Origin of the sequence: Streptococcus parasanguinis ATCC 15912, assembly GCF_000164675.2 — a bacterium.
Taxonomy (GTDB): Bacteria; Bacillota; Bacilli; order Lactobacillales; family Streptococcaceae; genus Streptococcus; species Streptococcus parasanguinis.
In genome coordinates this window covers 768,797-791,530 of record NC_015678.1, presented here as the reverse complement: position 1 = coordinate 791,530, position 22,734 = coordinate 768,797, and the positions used below count along the sequence as shown (strand labels likewise).

Sequence of the window (22,734 nt, the reverse complement as noted above, 5' to 3'; positions counted from 1 at the left end):
AAAATACTCTTCTTGTACGATACTGTAATTGAAATTTTTAAAAATTTTGGTGTTAGAACTGTCGCCTCAGTCCTAGCACTTTTTCTTTGTCGTATTCTTGGTGTGAGGTGTGAGGATTTTTTAATGCCGGCACTTTCATATGAACTAGGGCAAAGCCCTATTAATGACCGCGGAATTCTATTGTTCACCTTTATTTTAAACCACACTTTCTTTTCTTTCATGAGTTAGCAGGCTGAGGCTGCTTAGAGTTTTTGTTTCCAAATTTCTGACTGAAAAACTATTCATGTCTAGGCAAAAATATGGTAAAATGGATAAGATGTGTCTGAGATGTCTATTTCTTCTCAGACGACTACAGGTAATGGAGTAGAAAATGCAAAATAGACCTATTATTATTGGTGTTACTGGTGGTTCTGGTGGTGGAAAGACCAGTGTGTCTCGTGCCATTTTGGCTAATTTCCCGAATGAAAAGATTGCCATGATTGAGCATGATTCTTATTACAAGGACCAGAGTCATTTGACCTTTGAGGAGCGGATCAAGACCAACTATGACCATCCTTTTGCCTTTGATACGGACTTGATGATTGCGCAGATCAATGAACTCTTGGAGGGTCGTCCGGTGGATATCCCAACTTATGACTATGCAGAGCATACGCGCAGCAGCAAGACCTATCGTCAGGAACCACAAGATGTTTTTATCGTGGAAGGAATCTTAGTTCTTGAAGACAAGCGTCTTCGGGACTTGATGGACATCAAGATTTTCGTTGATACGGATGATGATGTGCGGATCATTCGTCGGATCAAGCGCGATATGGAGGAGCGTGGCCGGAGTCTTGATAGTGTCATTGAGCAATACCTTGGTGTAGTAAAACCGATGTACCACCAGTTCATCGAGCCAACCAAGCGTTATGCGGACGTGATCATTCCTGAGGGCGTGACCAACACAGTTGCGATTGACTTGATCACAACCAAGATTGAAAAAATCCTCAACGAAGCGCGTGAGGGAAAATAAAAATAGGGAGAAAGAGGGAAATCGATCTCCAATCCAATAACAATAGTTGGAATTACGGAATGTCGCAGTAGTTGGTGAGACTCGTCATTCGCCTAAAAACTCGAAAGAGTTCTCAATCAATGTTGCGGGGGTGGTACGAGAAACGTTATGTAACGTTCTGTACCACTCCCTCTTTTTCCTAGGGAGAGTGGAAATGAAAAGGGAGTTTCATTCGCGGACCAAGGCGTTCGCTTGTTTATTGACCATGTGTGCTGGTTTTTCAGATGCTTATACTTTTATTTGTCGGGGTGGGACCTTGGCGGCAGGCCAGACGGGAAATGTGGTCTTTCTATCGGTTGGTTTGATTGGCCAACAGATCTCAGATGTAGAAGTAAAGTTAGCGACCATGTTGGCCTTTATGCTGGGAATCTTTTTGATGACGGTTTTGCGGCGTTTGATTGACAATTCAGTCTGGCGCCTCAGTACCTTGGTGCCCTTTATCCTCACGACCTTGGTGACGGGATTTTTGCCAGCATCGGTAAAAAATGTCTTCATTGTGCCTTTTTTTGGCCTGAGTTTGGGAATCGTTGCGACCTCTTTTGGAGAAGTAGATGGCTATGCCTATAATCATTCCTTTATGACGGGAAATCTCAAGAAAACCATGGTGGCTTATGGGAATTTTGTCAGAGAAAAGGAGAAGAAATTCCTTTGGGAAGCCATTTTTATGACCTGCTTGATCGGGAGTTTTGTCTTTGGGGCCATTTTTTCAACCTACTTGATCCAGTATTATGGGTTAGAGACCATCTGGCTGGTGTCCATCATCTTGACTATCTTTTTAATTTATCGCGCCATTCAATATTTTGAAGTCTTTCACTTCAATCGGCGACATGAATAGATAAAATCATTCTTAGAAGAATGAGTTAAATGATTCTGCAAAGAAATAAAACTGAGATTTCATTTTTAAAATGAATCAAGAATATATTGAAACTTTCCGCCGTGAGAAAAGTTTTAAGATAACATTATCTATATTCCAGAGGCTGGGACAAAAGTCCTAGCCTCTCAATTGTTTTTGGATTGTCGAGCAAGACGCAGTGGTTGAGTGGGCTCTACTACGCTGATTTCATCAGCTTTTACAGCCCTACTCAACTGTGCGGAGGTGGGATGATGAAATCGAATTCTAACGAATTACCGATTTCTGTCCCACTCTCTTTTCTTTCGCTGTTTGAAGCTTAATTTTTGGGCAAAGATTTGGTATAATGGGAGGTATGAAACATTCGGAAAAAGAATCACAATACCAGCTCTTGCTGGCTCAGTTAGACGCTCTCTTAATGGATGAAACCAATGCCTTGGCTAATCTGTCCAATGCCAGTGCTCTCTTAAATCAAGCCTTGCCTCGTTCGGTCTTTGCGGGTTTTTATTTGTATGACCAAACGGAATTAATCTTGGGACCCTTTCAGGGAGGCGTTTCTTGTGTCCACATCGCTCTTGGAAAGGGTGTCTGTGGAGAAGCAGCTCAAAAGCAAGAAACCATGATTGTGGAAGATGTGCGCCAACATGCTAATTATATTTCCTGTGATAGTCGGGCTATGAGTGAGATTGTGGTGCCTATGGTCAAGGACGGCCAGCTCCTTGGGGTTTTAGACCTGGATTCGGAGTGTGTCTCTGACTATGATCAGCTGGATCACGAGTATTTGGAAAAGTTTGTCGCTCTCTTGATCGAAAAGACAAACTGGGACTTTAAGATGTTTGGGGTTAAGAACTAATGTATCAAGCTTTATATCGGAAATACCGTAGCCAGACCTTTGGCCAATTGGTCGGCCAGCAAGTAGTGGCACGGACATTGAGACAGGCCGTCGAGCAGGAGAAGATCAGCCATGCCTATCTCTTTTCAGGTCCTCGTGGTACTGGGAAAACCAGTGTGGCCAAGATCTTTGCTAAGGCCATGAACTGTCCCAATCAAGTCAATGGGGAGCCGTGTAACGACTGCTATATCTGTGAATCCATTACCAATGGGAGCCTAGAAGATGTCATCGAGATCGATGCAGCCTCTAACAATGGGGTCGATGAAATTCGCGATATTCGCGACAAGTCGACCTATGCTCCAAGTCTAGCCAAGCACAAGGTCTATATTATCGATGAGGTCCATATGCTCTCAACAGGGGCCTTTAATGCCTTGTTGAAGACGCTGGAAGAGCCAACGGAAAACGTGGTCTTTATCCTTGCAACAACGGAGTTGCACAAGATTCCTGCGACCATTCTGTCACGGGTGCAACGTTTTGAATTCAAATCTATCAAACTGCCAGATATCGTTCACCATTTGGAAAGTATCTTAGCTACAGAAGGCATTGCCTATGAAGCAGATGCTGTCCAGATCATCGCCCGGCGCGCTGAAGGTGGGATGCGGGATGCTTTGTCCATTTTAGACCAAGCCCTAAGTCTGACTGCGGGTAGTGAGTTGACGACCGCGATTGCTGAAGAGATCACCGGCTCCATCAGTCTAGCCGCTCTTGATCAGTACGTGGCTGCCATCCTGGACCATGATGCGACAGCGGCGCTCGACCAGCTGGCGATTATCTTTGATAATGGCAAGAATATGGCTCGTTTTGTCGCGGACTTACTTCAATACCTGAGAGATCTCTTGATTGTTCAGACGGGTGGAGAAAATACCCATGCTAGTGATTTATTCGAGGCAAACCTTGCAGCCGATCAAGCTCGTCTCTTTGCCCTGATTGACCAAGCGACGACTAGTCTAGCCGATATCAAAAATAGCCTGCAACCGCGCATTTATACTGAAATGATGACCATTAAATTGGCGGAAAGCACGGGCCAAGTTTCTAACTCAGTAGCTGTGGAAGTTCCTTATAATGTCTTAGCTCAGCTGGAAAACTTGAAGAAGGAAGTCGCTCAGCTCAAGCAACAGTTAGCGCAAACAGGTAACAGTCTACCTGCTTCAAAACCAGCAGTAGCTCGTCAGACCAAGTCTAGCAAGGGCTACCGGGCAGATCGCAACAAGGTCAACGCGATTTTGCAAGAGGCGGTCGAAAACCCTGAGCTGGCACGGACCAACTTGATCCGTCTTCAGAATGCTTGGGGGGAAATTATCGAAAGCTTGGCAGGTGCGGATAGGGCTCTCTTAATCGGATCTCAGCCGGTCGCTGCCAATGAAAACCATGCGATTTTAGCCTTTGAGTCTGCCTTTAATGCTGAACAGACCATGAAGCGGGACAACCTCAATACCATGTTTGGGAATATCCTCAGCAATGCTGCTGGCTTTTCTCCAGAGATTCTAGCGGTTTCTCTAGAGGAGTGGACTCAAATCCGGGCAGAGTTTTCGGCTAAGGCGCGTGGACAAAAAGCCGAAGTGGTGGAAGAAGAGGAAAGCGTCATTCCTGAGGAATTTACCTTCCTATCTGATAAAATTACCCTTCAGGACGATTAATACATGAATTTTTTACCGAATCATGGTAAAATAATGGTATGAATACAAAACAATTTGCAGTGATAGCAGTCTTTACTGCTATGGAGACTTATTTTTTCAATGAAGCGACCATGGCGGGTCAGATGCTCTTTGCATTCTTTTGGGCCCTCTTGATCCTGCGCAATCTCCAAACGGCCTATATGGTGGAGAAAATTGCTAGTGCGATTGAAAAAGAAATGAAGAAGAAAAGAAAATAAGGCTCATTGTCAACTGTAGTGGGTTGATAAAAAGTTACAACCTGGAGAGGACCAAATTGGTTCTCCCCTTTTTGATGTTCAAAGCGATGAGAATTCTAGTTTTGAAGTTTTCAAAGTTCCGGAAGACAAAAGCATTTCGCTTGATGACCTTGATGAGGTTATTAGTAGCTTCTAATTTTGCATTTGAGTAGGGCAGTTCCAGCGCGTTCATGATCTTTTTCTCTTGATAAATTGCAAGAATAAATGCTACATTTACTTGAACTCATCCTCTAGAGCTTCACAAGCAGTTCTGTAAGCTAAACATTTTCGTGGTCGGTGATTGATATCATATAAGGCCTTGTTCAAAGCCTCATCAGAAATAGTGGCTAAATCTGTTTTCTTTGGGAAATATTCTCTTAGTAAGCCATTTGCGTTTTCATTGCTTCCTCTCTGCCAGGAAGAATAGGCGTCCGCAAAGAAAAAGGGAATTCCTAAGTTCTCCACCAGAGGATAGCAGGCAAACTCTTTTCCCCTGTCTGAAGTGAAGGTTTTAAGAGCCTCTTTTGGAAATAGCTTACAAAGTTGTTCGATAGCTGAATACATAGCTTTGGCTGTTCTATCTGGTATCTTGAAAGCTAAGTAAAAACGAGTTTTTCGCTCTAGAAAGGTCGCTAAACAGCCCTTACTTTTGCCTCTGGAAGACACCACAGTATCGAGCTCCCAGTGGCCAAAAGTCTCACGATTCCTGACCACTTTAGGACGTTTGGCAATCGACGTGCCAATCCTAAATGTCCACGTGTTTCTTTGGGCTGTCGATTTTTTCCATTTCGGCGCAGGACGCTTAAATCCAGATCAATCAAACCAGCATAGAGCCAATTATAGATGGTTTTAAAAGCTACCATTGGCTTTTGTTCAAGCTGATAGCGACCACAAATCTGTTCAGGTGACCAAGAGGCTTTTAACCCCTTTTCAATTTCCTTTTTCAACTTTGGTGTCAAACAAGACTTCTGACCCTTTTGCTTAGCCCTGTGGTCGTACTGTTCCTGTGCTAAGACGGCGGAGTAAACATTTTTGCATCGTCTTAACTCTCTTGAAATGGTAGACTTATGGACGCCAAGTTTACTTGCAATTTGGCAAGATTTCAAACCTAAATCCAAGTAAGTTTCTATCTTTATTCGATCGGTTATGGTAAGATGGGAGTAGCTCATAGTTTTTCCTCGGGTTCTGTTTGTGTGGTTACTTACAGTTTACACCAATGAAACGCTATGAGTCTTTTTGTTGCACTATATTTTACAATTTATCATTTCATAAACATTTCACATTTCTTTTCTATAATAACTATAACAAATGATGAAAGTGTCCACATTGTATCACTGTGGAACTTGAAATGGAGGGTAAGATCATGCTCTTACAACAGGCAATCGCCTATATTTCTCGAAAAAGAACGAGGAATCTGGTCCTCTTTCTGATTCTCCTCTTGATCCTCTCTTGCTTGTATTTCTGTTTTTCACTGATGCAAGTGGGAGGAAGACTGGAGGACCATATCAAGCAGTCGGCTGGGACCAGTTTTGCCCTGACCAGTAAACAAGGGGAGACACCCTTTGCTCTGAAGGAGGCTAAAAAAGTGCAGCAACTAGCTAGGGTAGGATCCATGGTTCCTCAATATGAAAGTCCCGTTCGCATTCTTGATAAAGAAGCGGTGACTGGGCAGCAGTCGGTGGAACGGGATGATCTGGGTCAGGAAGCCAAGCAAGCGCTAGGCGCTGTCTTTACCCAGAAGACAGACCAGCACCTGGATTTCCGCAGTGGCAGTTTCCAACTGGTGCAAGGCAAGCACTTATCCGACAAGGCTCGCGGCCAGATCTTGATCCACCAAGAGTTGGCTAAGAAGAACAAACTAAAGGTCGGAGATTCCTTGACCTTATCCAGCTTTCAGATGGGAGAGACTCCTGCCAAAGAGCAAACCTTTGAAATCGTTGGGATTTTTTCGGGTAAGAAACAGGAAAAATTCACAGGAATGACCTCTGATCTGAGTGAAAACCAAGTCTACCTCCCTTATGAGGATGCGATTAAGCTTCTTGGTCTCAGTCAGCAAGAAGTGACCCAGGTCACCTTTGGAGTCAAAGATCCTGAGAAAATCGATGCTCTCTTGAAGCAAGTCAAAAGCTTGGATCTGGATTGGCAATCGCTACGCGTGGTCGAAGATCGCAAGGCCTTTGATCAGATGAAGGAATCCTCTCAGACACTAGAAGGGCTGGTAAGGATCATGATGATCGTCCTCCTGGTGACAGGAGCAGGTGCGCTATCGCTCTTACTAAGTCTCTGGACACGGGAGCGGATCCATGAAATCGGGGTGCTCTTATCCATTGGGAAGAGCAAGGGCCGGATCTTTAGACAGTTCCTCTTGGAGGTGGTGCTGGTATCCTTACTAGCGGTGATCCCAGCCTTTCTCATCGGACGGATGGTCAGCCATCGTTTCTTAGAGCAGTTTGTCGGAGAGACCGGTCAACAGCAGACCCTAGACTTACTCAACCAAATCCCTCAAGGCCTTTCCTTAGGAATCGCCTATGCTAGCCTCTTGTGCTTGATCCTTCTGTCGCTCGGTGTAACTACCAGCATGATCTGGCGCAAGACCCCAAAAGAAATATTAACAAAAATGAGTTAAGGAGAAATGACACATATGTTAGAACTCAAGAATGTAGCCTATAGTTACCAAAGCTATAGTGAAGATATCCTCTCAAATGTGAACTATCAGTTCGAAAATGGGACATTTTACAGTATTATCGGTCAGTCAGGAACTGGGAAATCTACCCTCCTCTCTCTCTTGGCTGGTCTAGACAATCCCAAGAAGGGGCAGGTTCTCTTTGATGGGGAGGACATTCAGACCAAAGGGTCCAGCTACCACCGCAAGCACCATGTCTCCCTAGTCTTTCAGAATTACAATTTGATTGATTATTTGACGCCACTTGAAAATGTCCGCCTGGTCAACAAACAAGCTGGGAAAGACATTCTCTTGGAATTGGGATTGGACGAAACGCAAATCAAACGCAATGTCCTCCAACTATCCGGAGGGCAGCAGCAACGGGTGGCCATTGCGCGTGCACTTGTTTCAGAAGCACCTGTCATCTTGGCTGATGAGCCGACGGGAAACCTAGACGAACAGACAGCAGGTGATATCATTGCCATTTTGAAGAAGTTGGCCAAGGAGCGCCAAAAATGTGTCATCGTCGTCACCCACAGCAAGGAAGTGGCAGAGGCCTCCGATGTGGTCTTGGAATTGAGTCGCCGTAGCCTCGTTGAGAAGAGCAAGTAAGGAGGGAATGTTATGTTGCGAAATGCTTTTGCTTATATCACACGTAAATGGCCCAAGTCTCTCTTGCTCTTTGCCATCATTCTCCTCATGGGAACCTTGAGCTTGATCGGACTCTCCATGAAGGGAGCGACCCAACAAGCTTCATCGGAAAGTCTGGGATCCATCACCAATAGCTTCTCGATGCAGATCAATCGCAGGACTAATCCAGGAACCCCTCGGGGAGCGGGGAATCTCAGAGGAGAGGACATCGAAAAAATCAGTCAGGTAGAGGGGATCACTTCCTCCATCAAGCGGATCAATGCCATCGCGGATATCCTAGACCACGAGATCATTGAGACCGAAGAAACCCTGCAAAATCAATCTCCAGAGCGGGCTAAGCACTTCAAGAATACCTTGATGGTGACAGGGGTCAATGACTCTTCAAAAGAAGATAAGTTTGTCTCTGGAGCCTACAAGCTGGTCCAAGGGGATCACCTGACGGATAAAGACAAAAACCAAATCCTCATGCACGAAGATTTGGCGAAAAAGAATGGCCTCAAGGTAGGCGACAAGGTGCGCCTCAAGTCCAATCTCTATGATGCTGACAATGAAAAAGGGGCCAATGAAACCGTCGAAGTGACCATTAAGGGTCTGTTCTCAGGGAAGAACCAAGCTCCTCTAACTTACGCCCAAGAATTGTATGAAGATACCCTCATTTCTGACCTAGATACAGCTGCCAAACTCTACGGCAATACTGTTCAAACAGCTACCTATGAGGATGCGACCTTCTTTGCCAAAGGGGATCAGGACCTGGACAAATTGATCGAAAAAATCAAAGCCTTGGATATCCCATGGAATTACTTTGACTTGGTTAAGAGCTCTTCCAACTACCCAGCCTTGCAAAAATCGATCAGCAGCATGTTCCAAGTGGCGGACTACTTGTTTATCGGTAGCCTCGTATTTGCTAGCTTGCTTCTCACCCTTCTCCTCGTCTTGTGGCTCAATGCCCGTCGCAGAGAAGTGGGAATCTTACTGGCTTTAGGACTTTCTAAGGTACAGATTGCGGGGCAATTCGTGGCAGAATTAGTCATGATTTCCATCCCAGCCTTCCTCCTCTCCTATGGAGTCGCAGGGCTTCTTGCTAAAGCAGTGGGAGATACGGTGCTTAAGAACGTAACCAGTGGCATTGCCAAACAAATGGCTCAAGAATCCTCTGCAGCCAACCTTGGTGGAGGAGCTGAGGCAGAAAGCTTCAGTAAGACCCTGACGGAACTCCATATGGACATCCAACCGAGCCAATTGTTGGTGATTGTATTGGTCGGTGGGCTCCTCTTGATTCTGGTATCCATCCTTTCTTCACAATGGCTCTTGCATAAGAAACCAAAGGAACTCTTGGTGGATGTCGAATAAGAGATTGTTTCCTAAAATAGAAATAGGGTATAATAGGAGGTAGAAGAAGTTTCTTAGATAAAGGAAAGTGTATGAAGATACTAATCGTAGAAGATGAAGTCCTGATTCGCGAAGGGATGAGCGACTATCTCATGGAATGTGGCTATGAAATCTTTGAAGCAGGTGATGGGCAGGAGGCCCTGGACCTCTTTCACAGAGAAGCGCCAGATCTGGTCTTGCTGGATATCCAGCTTCCTATCCTCAATGGCTTGGAAGTGCTCAAGACCATCCGGAAGACCAGCTCAGTTCCTGTCCTCATGCTGACGGCCTTCCATGATGAGGACTATAAGTTGACGGCCTTTGGAGAGTTGGCGGATGGCTACCTGGAAAAACCCTTCTCCTTGTCCCTCTTGAAGGTCCGCATCGAAGCCATTTTTAAAAAGCTCCAGCCTTCCCGGGTCTTCACCTATGGAGAGGCACGGGTGGATTTTGAGAGCTACACAGCCAGCTTAGCTGGGCAAGCCATCTCCATGAATGCCAAGGAGTTGGAAATCTTGGAATACTTGCTCCAGCATGAAGGCAAGGCCCGGACCCGCTCTCAGATTCTCGATGCCGTCTGGAAGGAGACAGAGGAGATTCCTTTTGACCGGGTGATCGATGTCTATATCAAGGAACTACGAAAAAAACTAGAGCTGGACTGTATCGTTACGGTACGCAATGTCGGCTATAAATTGGAGAGACCATGACCAAACGAAGTATCTTTGCAAAGATCTTTCTGATCACCTTTGCCCTTTTTAGTGGCTTAGTCATCCTTCTACATGCTTCGGTTTACTTTATTTTCCCCTCGACCTATATCGAGTCTCAGCGCCAGACGATTTTGAAGAAATCACAGGCTCTGGCCAAGAGTTTCCAAGGCCAGGAAGAAGGAACCATTGAGTCCGTCATCGACCTTTATTCCAAGACCAATGATATCAAGGTCTCGATCAAGGGCAAGGAAAAACAGAATGCCCTAGAGGTCAAGGATGACTTACTCCTGAACCCTGACAGCCAGAACAATTCCTTGGTTATTGAAGAGCGAAAAATTGAGACCAAAGAAGGAAAGGACTTGACCTTGCAATTCTTAGCAACCGTCGATTCGCAAAAGGAAGCGCGGGACATCAGTCTGGGCTTTCTTCCCTATAGTCTCCTCGCTTCCTTTGTTCTGTCATTGATTGCCTCCTATCTCTATGCCCGCATGATTTCTGCACCAATCCTTGAGATCAAGCAGATGACCAAGCGGATGAAGCGCCTGGATCGGACAGCCAGTCTTCCCATTCATTCACAGGATGAGATCGGCGTTCTCAAGCAACAGATCAACGACCTTTATCACCATCTCCTAGAAGTAATCGACAATCTGGAGCAGCAGAAACAGGAAAATCTGAAGTTGGAGCAGATGAAGGTCGAATTCCTACGTGGGGCCTCGCATGAGCTCAAGACCCCTCTGGCAAGCTTGAAGATTATCCTAGAAAATATGCGGGATAAGATTGGCCGCTACAAGGACCGGGACCGCTATCTGTCAGTCTCCCTCGATATCGTAGATGAGATGAACCAGATCGTCCTAGAAATCCTATCCCTGTCCTCTGTCCAAGAATTGGCCGGAGACAAGGAGTGGATCCAACTGGACCAGGTCGTAGAGCAGATCCTCGACCAGTACAAGGTCTTGGCTCAATCCCGCGCGCTCACAATTGACAATCAGATCCCAGCTAAACCAATCTATATGGACCCAGCGATTCTAAAATTGGTCCTCTCAAACGTCATCAGTAATGCCGTCAAGCATTCGGATGCCGGTGGAGAGATCCAGCTCCGTCTCGAAGAAGGGACGCACTTGGCTGTTGAAAACACCAGTCAGGAAATGGTAGAGACCGCTGAGATGCCAATGACCGCTAGTCGCCAGAAGAAAGAAGGCGGCTTGGGACTCTTCGTAGTCCAACACTTGCTAGACCATGAAGAACTGGCCTACCAATTTGATAAAACAGCTATGGGCTTACGCTTCCGTATGGAACTGCCCAAAGAGCCTCAAGAATAAAAAAATAGAGAGTGGGACAGAAATCGGTAATTCGTTAGAATTCGATTTCGTCGTCCCACCTCCGCACAGTTGAGTAGGGCTGTAAAAGCTGATGAAATCAGCGTAGTAGAGCCCACTCAACCACTGCGTCTTGCTCGACAATCCAAAAATAATTGAGAGGCTAGGACTTTTGTCCCAGCCTCTTTTTGTAATTAATCAACCTTTTCTACCTTTAGCAATTGGCCATGTTTTAATTCATAAATGGTATCCACATAGGTGAGGATAGAGCGGTCATGGGTGACCATGATAGCGCTCTTGTTTTTGGATTTGACTTCTTTTCGGATCAACTTGGCGATTTCTTGCCCTCGATCTGGGTCTAGGCTAGCCGTTGGTTCATCGGCCAAAATGACCTGTGGATTTCCGATGAAGGCGCGAGCGATGGCTGCCCGTTGCTTTTGTCCACCGGACATCTGATTCGGATATTGGTGGTAACAAGCTTCGATGCCAAGATCTGCCAACAAGGCTTTGACCTCCTCTTGGCGTTTTTTCTTGTCCTTTTCCCCTTTTAATTTGGCCACCAGTTCTAACTGGTCACCGATTTTCATATAGGAGAGGAGCTGGTGATCTTGAAAGATAAAGCCGAGCAATTCCAGTCGTTTTTGCGTCCACTGGCCTTGGTTGAGGCCAGTCAAGTCTTGGCCAGCGATGCGAATCCGCCCCTCATCCGCTGACAAAAGCAAGCCAGCGATGGCTAAGAGAGTGGATTTACCAGATCCTGAAGGGCCCAAGATGGCGACGAATTCGTTGGGTTCGACGCTTAAATTCAGCTGGTTGAGGACATGGTGCATCTGGCTACCATCGGCGTAGGATTTTCTGATATTTTCTAATGCAATAATGGCCATCTTATTCTCCATTTCCACCAATGACTTCGATTGGATCTACTTTTTTGATTTTGACAAGGGACAAGGCACCACACAAAATAGAGGTCAGGATAAAGCTAACCGAGATGGTGAGGTTGTCTTTCAGGGTCATAAAGGAAGGGACGCTATTAGGTAAAAATGGAGCCATCATAGTTGCCAAGCCAAGCCCCAGCAGTACTCCGATGAGGGAGATGATGGTGAGCTGGGATAGTTGGACATAGGTAATCTGGCTCATGGACATGCCAATAGCCTTCAAGACACCGAACTGTTTCAACTTCTGCAGGGTGAGGATATAGAAGAAGACCCCAAGGATAGCAGAAGAAGCGAGTAAGAGCACCCACGTGATCATCCGTAGCGTCAGGTTTTGAGCCTTGTAGCCAGGGATTTTATCGATCACTTGCTTCTTATCCGCCACCATTAAGTTGCTGGCTAGATCACTAGAAGGGATGTTTTTCTTAGTCACTAGGGTTTGGGCTTGCCATTGATAGCTTGGATCTGTCTTTTGCCGCATACCTGTGTAGGTATCCGAGCTGATGAAACCAATCTCGCTATAGCCGTATTTGGCATTTTTCGCGAAGGCCACGACCTTGAGTTTTTGCTTAGAAGTTTTGTCGATCACTTGATCGCCAACTTGGATCCCCTCATCCTCTTTGAAAGAACTATCCAGAATGACCTCGTTTTTCTTTAAGTCAGAGATCTTGAGGTCTGTATCTTCCATGATCGGATTGAGGATTTCTTCTTCGTTGTGATCGGTCGCGAAGTAGGTGATATCCAGAGTGTTGGAATCCTCTGATTTTGAGACGGTTGCCCGCTGGATGGACAAGCCAGAATAGCCCATTCCCTCTATCTTTTGGACCTCATCTACATCTTTCGCCGTAATGGTTGAAAAGGGGATAATCCCTTCTGAATCCGTCGAAAGGATGTAGTGCAGCGACCCATAGTTATCGATTTGGGCTGATACCGACCGGCCCAGTCCATTTGTCAGCCCGGATAAGAACACCACCATAAACATGAGGATGGTAATGAGGAGTTCAATCAGGATAAACTTCTTGGGTTGGTATTTAATTTCATTCCATGCAATCTTCATATTCCTTCTCCTTTTAGCAGGGAGGTGCTCGAGCAGTGTTGCTAGCACCTAAACATACTCTACCATCATACCACAAGTGGAGGGAGAATAGGGGGATGGTGTTTGGTAGAGTATGAAAGAATCGGATTTGTTTACTGTGTTCAATTTGCTTCTCAACTATTAATTGTTAATGTATACAAAAAATAAATCTGCTATAGACAAGAAAAAAAGCCTTGAAATCAAGGATTTTTCCTGTTGATTTAGATGCCCCCTGCATGAATTTGTAAGGACTTTTCATATTGAAAGTAATCAAAAATGTTGAAATTTAATTGAATTTCGGAAGGCGCTTTTAGGTATTTTCAATGTCATGATTTAAAAGTAGGGCAAAAAACATACTGAATTGAACTGTTTAGTAGCTTAAATATATCATGGCGCTATCTAAAAAGTTAATTTTATAGAGTTTGTTGGAATAGTTACTGAGTTTTTTGTTTAATATTCAAACTTTATTATTATATCATGAAAATAATTAGAAAAACAGACTTGTATTATTTTGAAATTTGTATATGATTAAGGTGTAAGAACTATAAAATAGCCTGTTAGAAAGGGTAATGAAAGAATTAATCAGGCTATATAAAATTGGTGATTGGTATTTAATGTTGTAAAACAAGAAAGGAAAAGGTAAAAAATGCAAATACATAAAAAAATTTTTATAGTAGCGCTGGTTTTATCCATTTGTATCTCACTTTATTTTCTTATCAGTCCGTCTAAAATTCTCACCTTTCCGATTTTTGTGAGTGAATTTGATGACACCACATTTAAATATTACATGTTTGTGAAGATTGGAATTGTTTTATTATTTATCAAATTCCTACTAGATATATGCTTAGAATTTATCAAGAATTGGTTTAAAAATTTTTGATATTTCTTCACACAAAAGAGTCTGAGACAGCGTTTTGTCCCAGACTCTTTTGTGAGTTGTGAGCTCTGTTTTATAGATTCCACTGCTTGAGGGAGATTTCTCCGCTATTGAGCCAGATTTCTCCATGGTTGTCTAATTGGACCAAGAGTTGGCCGGTATCAGAGATATCTTTGGCGAGGCCTTGATAGGTCTGCTGATTTTGCTCAAAAGTGACAGTTCGTCCTAGGACCAGGGAGCGCTCTTTATAGAGGTAGACCAGTTCATCGATATCCGTTTGGAAGAATTCCTTCCAGATTTCGCTGATGAGGTCATTGCGGGTGATAGGACAAGGCCCTTCAAATAAGGAACCCGCCTTGCTTTCTAGCTCTTCTGGGAAAGTAGGGATGGCTAAATTGAGACCGACTCCGATAATGACATCTGTGACAAGACCAGTCTCGATCGACGTGATAGCTTCGGTAAGGATTCCCGCAATTTTTTTATGGCGATAGTAAATATCATTGACCCACTTGATATCGATATCGATCAGGGTCAAGTTTTTAATAGCCTTGTAGATGGCTCCAGCGACCATGAGGGTGTAAGGAGAGAGCTCTGCAGGTGGCAGTTGAGGCTTAAGATGAAGGGACATGTAGATGCCCCCTTGATCGGGGCAATAGTAGTCACGACCAAAGCGGCCCTTTCCAGCGGATTGCGAATTGGCTAGGTAGAGGGCCTTGCCTTCTTGATGGGCTTCTATGCCTAATTTGGCGTCCAATTGGGTGGAGCTACATTGTTCGTTTAAGGAAACGGTCAATTGGGTATTGCTTGCGATCACTTCAGGAAGCAGAATATCGCCTGAGACCAATTTGTAGCCCTTCTTTTTTAGGGATTCGATGACGACCCCATCTTTTTCTAGACGTTGGATGGCCTTCCAGATAGAGGTACGGGAAACACCTAGTTCTTGCGCCAGCTGCTCCCCGTTGACATAATCATCTGCCTGAGAAAGGGTTTGAAAGAGGATTTCATGTGTTTTCATAGGACCTCCTAGCGACTGCTGTCACGAATCGTCAGTTTGGTGGCTAATTTGACCATATAGGGAACACTTGGTTGATTCCCTTGAAAGGCTTGCCGGAGCATTTGAATGGCTTGCTTACCCATTTCTTCTGTATAGACGGTTACTGTAGAGAGGGCAGGAAAGACATACTTGGCAATGGAAGTATCATTGAAGGAAATGAGACTGACACGATCAGGAATTGCGATTTGGTGCTCCTGAAGAGAGCGAAGGGCTCCGACAGCCAAGGCATCACTGGCCATGAAATAGGCAGTTGGTAAGTCGTCGCCCAATGCTTGAATCAGCTGCTCCATCATCTGATAACCCGACTCGGTCGAGAATTGCCCAACTGAGACAAAGCGCTCCTCATAAAGTCCTTTTTCCGTGAGAAACTGTTGAAAGGTCCGTTGACGGGGATCCATTTGAAGCGGTGTCGCATCTGCGGTTTCTTCCTGACCAACCAAGAGCCCGATCTCCTTGTGGCCATGATTAAGGAAATACTCGAGAGCCGTGATGACAGAATCTTCTAGATCGGTCGTCACACAGGAATGCCCTAAATAGAGGGTATTGCTATCGACAAAAATAAGGGGTTTGCCGTAGCTTTCCAGATCTTGAATAGTCTTAGGACTGAATTTACCAAGAGCGATGATGCCGTCTGCTTCTTGAATCAAGGACCAATCGTCATTATTAAAGATACGAAAGATCTCATATCCTAATTCCTGGGCTTGTTTTTCTAACCCCATCCGAATGGCATAGTAGTAGAGGTCATCTAATTCTTCTTCGCGCGTGTACCATTCAAAAATGACGATTTTATGAAAATCCTCAACTGGTTGAGGCGCTGTTTTGCGGCTCTTCTTTTGGTAATGCAGGTCCTCGGCGATGCGAAGAATCCGACTGCGCGTGTCTTCACTGACCGATAAGGTCGCATCCTGGTTGAGGACGCGAGAGACCGTTGCCTGAGAAACGCCTGCTTTTTCCGCAATGTCTTTAATCGTTGCCATAGTTCATCCTTTATTGATTTCTACTTCCAGTATACTCTAAAAACTAGTAAAAAGAAATAAAATTTTACTAAATTTTGTGTTTGCTGCGATATTGGCTAGGAGTCAGCTGGCTATAGGCCTTAAAAGCCTTTGAAAAATAGAGGGGATCTGAAAAGCCCACTGAGTATGCCACAATCTTGATGCTTTCGTCTGTGTTGGTCAGTAACTGCTGAGCACGTTGCATGCGGACCGAGTGCAAGAATTCCTTGGGAGATATCTGGTGAAACTCCTTAAAAACAGTTGTCAGGTAAGACCGATGGACATTGAGGTCATCGGCGATCTCTTGAATACTCAAGTGTTCTTTACCGTAATGCGTCTCAATCACATGCTTACAGGTCAGGTAGAGTTGATAGGTTGGAGAGAGATAGCTCTTTTGTATGTTGGGTGCTACTTCCCCAATGAGATAAAGCAGTTCATAGATCTGCGAGAGAAGGTGGAGTTGGTAATGAGAAGTCATTTTCGAAGCCTCTGCCTTGTGGACGAGCTGCTCCATAAACTGGCCGATCTTTTCTGTTTCCACCTCTGTTTTCTTTAAAAAGCCTTTTTCATGCAAGGTTGAAAAACGCATGAAATCACTCACCTTGGTGCCACTGATGCCAATCCAGTAGTAGGACCAAGGTTCTTCTTCATCTGCCTTGTAGTAGGTCACCTTATTTTTGGGGAGAAGGAAGAGATCCCCGGCCTCTAGGTGGATTTCTTTTTTATTGAAGTGGAAGACTCCCTTTCCCTTGGTGATATAATGCAGAACAAAATTTTCCCGAACGCTGGGGCCAAATTCATAGTTTTTAGGACAATCTTCGTAGCCATAAAAATCAAGGGCTAGGTCAATGGTATCAGTTTGGTATTCAGAAAAGACTAACATCGGTAAACCTCCTACCTAACATTTTACCATATATGTCCAACAAAATTCTATTTTAGTAAACGTTTACATAATGTAAGATAAAGACATGTTAAAAAAGAAAGTTATTGGAACTGAATTTAAAAATACATAGTGATATTTTATAGGATCCAATGGAGGAAGATATGGCAATTCGTATCGAACAAAATTTGTTCTATGTAGAAAGTAAGGGATTGAGCCTTATCCTTGAAAATCGCGATGGCTACCTGATGCTTAAGCATTTGGGACGTCCGATTCCGTCTTATCATTTTTCCAATACGGTGCATGAGAAGGACCATGCTTTCTCAGGAAATCCCACACCTGATATTCGAACCTTCAGTTTGGATACCCAGCGTCAGGTCTTAGGACAACATGGGCTTGGAGATTTTCGAAAGCCGTCGATCCAGATCCAGCACGGCGCCACAGAGGTGACGGATTTCCTCTATGTCGGAGCCAATATATACTCTGGTAGTGTCGAGGCGACCGGCCTTCCTAATCCTTACTCAGTAGATCAGGCTGAAACCTTGGCCTTGGTCTTTGAAGATGATCAAGCGGCTCTTCGTTTGACCATATACTACACAGCCTACGAGGACCGGGCAACCATCACTAGCTTTTCAAAGATTGAAAACTATAGTGATGAAACGGTTGTGATCCATAAGGCTCTTAGTGTGTTGGCAGATGTCCCAGCAGGTGACTACGATGTCATCACCCTACAAGGGGCCTATGCAAGAGAAAAAACAGTCTGCCGCCAGCAAGTAGAGCAAGGAATCTTCTCCATCAGCTCTAACCGCGGTGCTTCTGGACACGCTCAGACTCCTGCCCTTATTCTAGCAGATCATGAAGTGACCGAAGATGCCGGTTCTGCCCTTGCCTTCCAACTGCTCTACAGTGGAAATTTTGAAGGATTTGTTCAAAAAAATCAACTCAGTGAAGTTCGGGTTGGATTGGGAATCAATCCAGAAAACTTCTCCTGGGAGTTGGCGCCAAATCAGAGCTTTGATACCCCAGTAGCCATGATTAGCTACTCACATGAGGGCTTGACCGGTCTCAGTCAAGAGAGCCAAGCATTTGTCCAAAACCATATCATTCCTAGCCAATTTGCCCATAAAGAACGCCCAATTCTTATCAACAACTGGGAAGCCACCTACTTTGACTTCAAGAAAGACAAGTTATTGGAGCTGGCAGATGAGGCTCAAAAAGTAGGGATTGAACTCTTCGTTCTTGATGATGGCTGGTTTGGCAATCGCTTTGATGACAATCGGGCTCTCGGTGACTGGACTGTCAATGAAGAAAAATTAGGAGGCAGCCTAGCAGAACTGATTCAGGGCATCCATGAAAAGGGACTTCAATTTGGCCTTTGGGTGGAGCCAGAAATGATTTCGGTTGATAGCGACCTCTATCGGGCTCATCCGGACTGGGCTATTCAAGTCCCAGGCTATGAACACACCTATTCACGGAATCAACTAGTACTCGATTTCGCAAATAAAGAAGTAGTGGCTTATATTAAGCAGGTCTTGGATGACTTACTTGGAAATCATGAGATCGACTATATCAAATGGGACATGAATCGCAATATCACTAAGCTTGGGAATGGGAAAACCTACCTTGAAACCAAGATGCAATCCCATGCGTATATTTTAGGTCTCTATGAAGTGGTTTCTTACTTGACAGAGAAGTACGAGAATATCCTCTTTGAGTCTTGCTCCGGTGGTGGTGGCCGCAATGACCTTGGTATGATGCGGTACTTCCCGCAGGTCTGGGCAAGTGACAATACGGATGCCATTGCCAGACTTCCGATCCAGTATGGATCCAGTTATCTCTATCCAACTATTTCCATGGGGGCTCACGTATCAGCTGTTCCAAATCACCAGATGGGACGGATGACACCACTTGAAACGCGAGGTCATGTAGCCATGATGGGAAATCTAGGCTATGAATTGGATCTAACCAGTCTTCCGCAAGAAGAGTTGGATCGGATCGCAGCTCAAGTCGCTCATTACAAAACGATTCGACCACTTGTTCAATTCGGAAAACACTACCGCTTGATCAATCCAAGCCAAGGTAGCAATCAAGCAGCCGTCCAGTTCACTTATCAAGACCGCACGGTTGTAACTTATGTACGGGTCTTATCAACGGTTGAGGAGATCGAGCCGACCCTGAAACTCAAAGGATTGGAAGAAGATGCGCTCTATCGCTTAGAAGGGACTGACCAAGTCTATTCAGGAGCTGAGCTCATGTATGCCGGCTTAACCGTCGTTCTTCCTCAGGGAGATTTCCTCAGCAAACAATATGTTTTTGTCAAAAAATAAAAGGAGACAGCCAAATGAAATGGTATAAAAAAATCGGACTTCTTGCGACTACAGGCCTAGCCTTGTTTGGGCTCGGTGCTTGCTCCAACGATGGTAAATCTGCGGATGGCACAGTGACCATCGAGTATTTCAACCAGAAAAAAGAAATGACCAAAACCTTGGAAGAAATCGCGCGTGATTTTGAAAAGGAAAACCCAAAGGTCAAGGTCAAAGTCGTCAATGTACCGAACGCTGGTGAAGTATTGAAAACACGTGTCCTCGCAGGAGATGTGCCAGATGTGGTCAATATTTACCCACAGTCCATCGAATTGCAAGAATGGGCAAAAGCGGGTGTCTTCGAAGATTTGAGCAATAAAGATTATCTCAAACGCGTGAAAAACGGCTACGCTGAAAAATATGCAGTCAACGGAAAAGTCTACAACGTTCCCTTTACAGCCAACGCTTATGGAATTTACTACAACAAAGATAAATTCGAAGAATTGGGCTTGAAGGTTCCTGAAACTTGGGAAGAGTTCGAACAGTTAGTAAAAGACATTGTTGCCAAAGGACAAACTCCATTTGGGATTGCAGGAGCAGATGCTTGGACCCTCAATGGTTACAATCAATTAGCCTTTGCGACAGCAGCCGGTGGAGGAAAAGAAGCCAACCAATATCTTCGTTATTCTCAACCAAATTCCATTAAATTGTCTGATCCGATTATGAAGGATGACATCAAGGTCATGGATATCCTTCGCATTAAAGGTTCTAAGCAAAAGAACTGGGAAGGTGCAGGTTATACAGACGTTATCGGAGCCTTCGCGCGTGGGGATGTCCTCATGACACCAAATGGGTCTTGGGCCATTACAGCGATCAATGAACAAAAACCGAAATTTAAGATTGGGACCTTCATGATTCCAGGGAAAGAAAAAGGACAAAGCTTAACCGTTGGTGCGGGAGACTTAGCATGGTCTATCTCAGCTACTACCAAACATCCAAAAGAAGCCAATGCCTTTGTGGAATACATGACCCGTCCAGAAGTCATGCAAAAGTACTATGATGTGGACGGATCTCCAACAGCGATCGAAGGGGTCAAACAAGCAGGAGAGGATTCACCGCTTGCTGGGATGACCAAATATGCCTTTACGGATCGTCACTTGGTGTGGTTGCAACAATACTGGACCAGTGAAGCAGACTTCCATACCTTGACGATGAACTATGTCTTGACAGGTGATAAACAAGGAATGGTTAATGATTTGAATGCCTTCTTTAACCCGATGAAAGCGGATGTGGATTAGGAGTAGAGAGACGATGAAAAAAGTATTACAAAAATATTGGGCATGGGCTTTTGTGGTCATTCCCCTCTTATTACAAGCAATTTTCTTCTATGTGCCAATGTTTCAAGGAGCCTTTTACAGTTTTACCAACTGGACAGGTTTGACCTATAACTACAAATTTGTTGGCTTGAACAACTTTAAGCTCCTCTTTATGGATCCAAAATTCATGAATGCTATTGGCTTTACTGCGATCATCACGATTGCTATGGTAGTTGGTGAGATTGCCCTTGGGATCTTCATTGCGCGTGTTTTGAACTCTAAAATCAAAGGCCAAACCTTCTTCCGTGCTTGGTTCTTCTTCCCAGCTGTTTTGTCTGGTTTGACAGTGGCGTTGATCTTCAAACAAGTCTTCAACTACGGTCTACCAGCGATTGGGAATGCCCTTCATATTGAGTTTCTTCAAACCAGTCTTTTAGGGACTAAGTGGGGAGCGATCTTTGCGGCTGTCTTTGTCCTTCTTTGGCAAGGTGTGGCCATGCCCATCATTATCTTCCTAGCTGGTCTGCAATCTATCCCAACTGAAATTACAGAAGCAGCAAGAATCGATGGAGCGACTAGCAAGCAAGTCTTCTGGAATATTGAATTGCCTTACTTGCTACCAAGTGTCTCTATGGTCTTTATCCTAGCCCTAAAAGGTGGGCTTACCGCCTTTGACCAAGTCTTTGCCATGACTGGTGGTGGTCCAAACAATGCCACAACCTCCCTTGGGCTCTTGGTTTATAACTACGCCTTTAAAAACAACCAATTCGGTTATGCCAATGCCATTGCCGTAATCTTGTTCTTCTTGATTGTAGTGATTTCTATCATCCAATTGAGAGTATCTAAGAAATTTGAAATTTAAGAGGAGAAGCACGATGAAACAAGATGAAAGAAAAGCCTTGATTGGCAAATATATTCTATTGATTCTAGGATCGGTTCTGATTTTAGTGCCACTCCTTGCCACCCTCTTTAGTTCCTTCAAACCCACCAAAGATATTGTAGATAATTTCTTTGGATTTCCAACCAACTTCACATGGGACAACTTTAGCCGTCTCTTAGCTGATGGCATTGGAGGCTATTATTGGAACTCTGTTGTCATCACTGTCTTGTCTTTACTTGCTGTGATGATCTTTATTCCTATGGCGGCCTACTCCATCGCACGCAATATGAGTAAGAGAAAAGCCTTTACCATCATGTACACCCTCTTGATCCTTGGGATTTTCGTACCTTTCCAAGTCATCATGATTCCGATTACGGTTATGATGAGTAAACTCGGTTTAGCTAACACCTTTGGTTTGATCTTGCTCTACTTGACCTATGCGATTCCACAGACCCTCTTTCTCTATGTAGGGTATATCAAAATCTCTATTCCAGAAAGTTTGGATGAAGCAGCAGAGATCGATGGGGCTAATAAATTTACAACTTATTTCCGTATCATCTTCCCAATGATGAAACCCATGCATGCGACAACCATGATTATCAATGCTCTTTGGTTCTGGAATGACTTCATGTTGCCACTCCTTGTCTTGAACCGGGATTCCAAAATGTGGACCTTGCCTTTGTTCCAATACAACTATGCAGGCCAATATTTCAACGACTACGGACCAAGCTTTGCTTCCTACGTTGTCGGCATTATCAGTATCACCATTGTCTATCTCTTCTTCCAACGCCATATCATCGCAGGAATGAGCAACGGCGCAGTGAAATAAGAAATAAGATACAAAGGGACGATTCAGCTTGCTGAAAATTTCTGTAGAAAAATAGGAAATCGACATAGTGTGCTTGCACACAAGGAGATTTATCTTTTTTCCTAAGAAATTAGTCCCGTGTTCAATTCCAGATACAAAGGGACGATTCAGCTTGCTGATTTAAATCGTATCCTAGGAAGCAATTTTAAAATAGAAAAACTCAAGAAAG

At 44.5% G+C, this 22,734-nt stretch carries 19 protein-coding genes and 2 pseudogenes; 14 read left to right on the top strand and 7 right to left on the bottom strand.

The window, feature by feature from the left end; all coding sequences use genetic code 11:
• Positions 1–370 precede the first annotated feature (370 nt).
• The 5 genes from udk (at position 371) to HMPREF0833_RS03820 (ending at position 4,663) form a co-directional block, all read left to right on the top strand.
• Positions 371–1,009, top strand: a complete 639-nt coding sequence (gene udk, locus HMPREF0833_RS03840) for a uridine kinase (protein WP_003002524.1) — start codon at positions 371–373, stop codon at positions 1,007–1,009.
• A 193-nt stretch (positions 1,010–1,202) separates the two neighbouring features.
• Positions 1,203–1,883, top strand: coding sequence for a YoaK family protein (locus tag HMPREF0833_RS03835; protein WP_013903792.1), 681 nt, complete (start codon positions 1,203–1,205; stop codon positions 1,881–1,883).
• Between the two features lie 370 nt (positions 1,884–2,253).
• Positions 2,254–2,751, top strand: a complete 498-nt coding sequence (locus tag HMPREF0833_RS03830; RefSeq protein ID WP_041818487.1) for a GAF domain-containing protein — start codon at positions 2,254–2,256, stop codon at positions 2,749–2,751.
• Complete coding sequence (dnaX, locus tag HMPREF0833_RS03825; RefSeq protein ID WP_013903790.1) at positions 2,751–4,427, top strand: DNA polymerase III subunit gamma/tau; 1,677 nt, start codon at positions 2,751–2,753, stop codon at positions 4,425–4,427. The genes HMPREF0833_RS03830 and dnaX overlap by 1 nt, the downstream gene beginning before the upstream one ends.
• 38 nt (positions 4,428–4,465) lie before the next feature.
• Positions 4,466–4,663, top strand: a complete 198-nt coding sequence (locus tag HMPREF0833_RS03820) for a DUF3272 family protein (RefSeq protein WP_013903789.1) — start codon at positions 4,466–4,468, stop codon at positions 4,661–4,663.
• 34 nt (positions 4,664–4,697) lie between these two features.
• Here HMPREF0833_RS03820 and HMPREF0833_RS03815 read toward each other — a convergent pair.
• A pseudogene (locus tag HMPREF0833_RS03815) lies at positions 4,698–4,880 on the bottom strand (transposase); the annotation flags it as partial.
• 35 nt (positions 4,881–4,915) lie between these two features.
• Positions 4,916–5,850, bottom strand: a pseudogene (locus tag HMPREF0833_RS03810) (IS30 family transposase).
• Between the two features lie 194 nt (positions 5,851–6,044).
• On the opposite strand from HMPREF0833_RS03810, the gene HMPREF0833_RS03805 reads away from it, so the two are divergent.
• From HMPREF0833_RS03805 to HMPREF0833_RS03785, 5 genes are all read left to right on the top strand, one after another.
• Complete coding sequence (locus HMPREF0833_RS03805; RefSeq protein ID WP_041818274.1) at positions 6,045–7,307, top strand: ABC transporter permease; 1,263 nt, start codon at positions 6,045–6,047, stop codon at positions 7,305–7,307.
• A 15-nt stretch (positions 7,308–7,322) separates the two neighbouring features.
• Positions 7,323–7,955, top strand: a complete 633-nt coding sequence (locus tag HMPREF0833_RS03800) for an ABC transporter ATP-binding protein (RefSeq protein ID WP_371094392.1) — start codon at positions 7,323–7,325, stop codon at positions 7,953–7,955.
• A gap of 12 nt (positions 7,956–7,967) precedes the next feature.
• Positions 7,968–9,344, top strand: a complete 1,377-nt coding sequence (locus HMPREF0833_RS03795; RefSeq protein WP_013903783.1) for an ABC transporter permease — start codon at positions 7,968–7,970, stop codon at positions 9,342–9,344.
• Positions 9,345–9,415: 71 nt separating this feature from the next.
• Positions 9,416–10,069, top strand: coding sequence for a response regulator transcription factor (locus HMPREF0833_RS03790; protein WP_013903782.1), 654 nt, complete (start codon positions 9,416–9,418; stop codon positions 10,067–10,069).
• Complete coding sequence (locus tag HMPREF0833_RS03785; protein ID WP_013903781.1) at positions 10,066–11,388, top strand: sensor histidine kinase; 1,323 nt, start codon at positions 10,066–10,068, stop codon at positions 11,386–11,388. Before HMPREF0833_RS03790 ends, HMPREF0833_RS03785 begins: the two co-directional genes overlap by 4 nt.
• Before the next feature lie 191 nt (positions 11,389–11,579).
• Here HMPREF0833_RS03785 and HMPREF0833_RS03780 read toward each other — a convergent pair whose 3' ends face one another.
• The 5 genes from HMPREF0833_RS03780 to HMPREF0833_RS03755 form a co-directional block, all read right to left on the bottom strand.
• Complete coding sequence (locus HMPREF0833_RS03780) at positions 11,580–12,269, bottom strand: ABC transporter ATP-binding protein (protein WP_041818273.1); 690 nt, start codon at positions 12,267–12,269, stop codon at positions 11,580–11,582.
• A gap of 1 nt (position 12,270) precedes the next feature.
• The gene (locus tag HMPREF0833_RS03775; protein WP_013903779.1) at positions 12,271–13,374 is read right to left on the bottom strand and encodes an ABC transporter permease; all 1,104 of its coding nucleotides are present in this window, start codon (positions 13,372–13,374) and stop codon (positions 12,271–12,273) included.
• Positions 13,375–14,342: 968 nt separating this feature from the next.
• Positions 14,343–15,284: a bifunctional biotin--[acetyl-CoA-carboxylase] ligase/biotin operon repressor BirA gene (birA, locus tag HMPREF0833_RS03765; RefSeq protein ID WP_013903777.1), complete on the bottom strand. Its 942-nt coding sequence runs from the start codon at positions 15,282–15,284 to the stop codon at positions 14,343–14,345.
• A gap of 8 nt (positions 15,285–15,292) precedes the next feature.
• Positions 15,293–16,300, bottom strand: coding sequence for a LacI family DNA-binding transcriptional regulator (locus tag HMPREF0833_RS03760; RefSeq protein ID WP_013903776.1), 1,008 nt, complete (start codon positions 16,298–16,300; stop codon positions 15,293–15,295).
• A gap of 67 nt (positions 16,301–16,367) precedes the next feature.
• Positions 16,368–17,201, bottom strand: coding sequence for an AraC family transcriptional regulator (locus HMPREF0833_RS03755; protein ID WP_013903775.1), 834 nt, complete (start codon positions 17,199–17,201; stop codon positions 16,368–16,370).
• A gap of 161 nt (positions 17,202–17,362) precedes the next feature.
• Between HMPREF0833_RS03755 and HMPREF0833_RS03750 the strand changes: the two genes are divergently transcribed.
• Genes HMPREF0833_RS03750 through HMPREF0833_RS03735 form a run of 4 tightly spaced genes read left to right on the top strand, consistent with a single transcriptional unit; the run spans position 17,363 to position 22,526 of the window.
• Positions 17,363–19,525 (top strand): alpha-galactosidase, encoded by a 2,163-nt coding sequence (locus HMPREF0833_RS03750; RefSeq protein ID WP_041818271.1) that lies wholly within the window; start codon positions 17,363–17,365, stop codon positions 19,523–19,525.
• A gap of 14 nt (positions 19,526–19,539) precedes the next feature.
• The gene (locus HMPREF0833_RS03745; RefSeq protein ID WP_013903773.1) at positions 19,540–20,799 is read left to right on the top strand and encodes an extracellular solute-binding protein; all 1,260 of its coding nucleotides are present in this window, start codon (positions 19,540–19,542) and stop codon (positions 20,797–20,799) included.
• A 13-nt stretch (positions 20,800–20,812) separates the two neighbouring features.
• On the top strand, positions 20,813–21,679 hold the full coding sequence (locus HMPREF0833_RS03740; RefSeq protein ID WP_000757161.1) for a carbohydrate ABC transporter permease: 867 nt from the start codon (positions 20,813–20,815) through the stop codon (positions 21,677–21,679).
• 13 nt (positions 21,680–21,692) lie between these two features.
• Entirely contained in the window at positions 21,693–22,526 is an 834-nt protein-coding gene (locus HMPREF0833_RS03735; RefSeq protein ID WP_021153463.1) for a carbohydrate ABC transporter permease, read from the top strand.
• Positions 22,527–22,734 lie beyond the last annotated feature (208 nt).